Source organism: Arthrobacter sp. FW306-1B-F12A (assembly GCF_058781865.1).
The window spans coordinates 1-1107 of record NZ_JBYSXD010000109.1 but is presented as its reverse complement, the minus strand read 5'-3'; the positions used below and the strand labels follow the sequence as shown (position 1 = coordinate 1107).

Sequence of the window (1107 nt, the reverse complement as noted above, 5' to 3'; positions counted from 1 at the left end):
TGGGAGGGATCTGGCGTGAATCTTGTGGGCAGGGATGAGGGGACCGTGCTTAGGTCTGCTGATCTGGACCTTGCCGTGATGTCGGTGCATCCCTCCGCGAGCTATGACTTAATCGTCAGTTTGCGTGCGTTGTATAACCCGAAGGTCTATAAGCGTGCTCGTACGTGGGCGTCCGCTGCCCGCCGGGAGATGGGGGCCGAACTGTACGCCCGGGGGCGGTTGTTCTTCGAGGGGGGTGAGACTGCGCTGGGATACGGGCTGCTCCCTCTGGTTCCCGGGCTCGGAACGGAGTCGGGGCCCGCTGATTTCATTGGGCGCCTGCGCGACGGGTCTGCTGAGGAGTGCGCGCTGCTGATGCTCAACACCGGCGAGACGTCGCAGGAAGCGATGGACTTCTACCGGTCAGCGCTCCAGAATGCGGACGGGCGGAAACCAGGGTTCGAGACGAAGGTCCGCGGGTTCGCCGGCGAGTTTGCCGACGCCAGTCTTGAGGTGCTGCGGGACCCGGCCGGTACGAAAGATGATCTGGTCCGGTTCCTGGAACGCTACCTTGACCGCGTATATGCGCCCATGGTCGACCCGATCCGGGAGGCAGTTGACCGGGCAGCGGGCTCGGCCAGGGATCTGCTGGAGATGCGGCCGACGCTGTCGAGCATCGAGGCGCTCACCGGAGGATATACGCTCTCCAACGCCCTTCGAATGAACGAGATCATTCTGGCGCCGTCGGTGTTCATTTATCCGTTCATGGCCTCCCGGGTGGACGAACGCGCCGGCCGGGCGTTCATCGTGTTCGGCATCAGGAACGACAACATCGTCGGATATGAAGACGCCGATTCCCAGAACGTGCTCGAGAGCTTCAAAGCCTTGGCCAACCCCCACAGGCTGCAAATACTGACCCTGTTGCGAAGCGGGCCGGTCCTGGGGACGGAATTCCTCGAGCGCCTGGAACTCTCACAACCAACAGTCCATCACCACCTGGCGCAACTGAGATCATCAGGCCTGATCCGCCAAGAACGCAAACCCGACGGCATGCTCTACAGCCTGCGGCCCGAGACCGCAAAATCTCTTATCGATCGACTCACAGAGTTTTTCGACCTCGACTGAACC

The 1107-nt window shown here is 61.9% G+C and carries 1 protein-coding gene; it reads left to right on the top strand.

Going from position 1 to position 1107, the window contains the following annotated elements; translation table 11 throughout:
• The coding region (locus AC3WJU_RS22425) for an ArsR/SmtB family transcription factor (RefSeq protein ID WP_492260922.1) at positions 1–1104 on the top strand (1104 nt) is incomplete at its 5' end.
• Between the last annotated feature and the right edge of the window lie 3 nt (positions 1105–1107).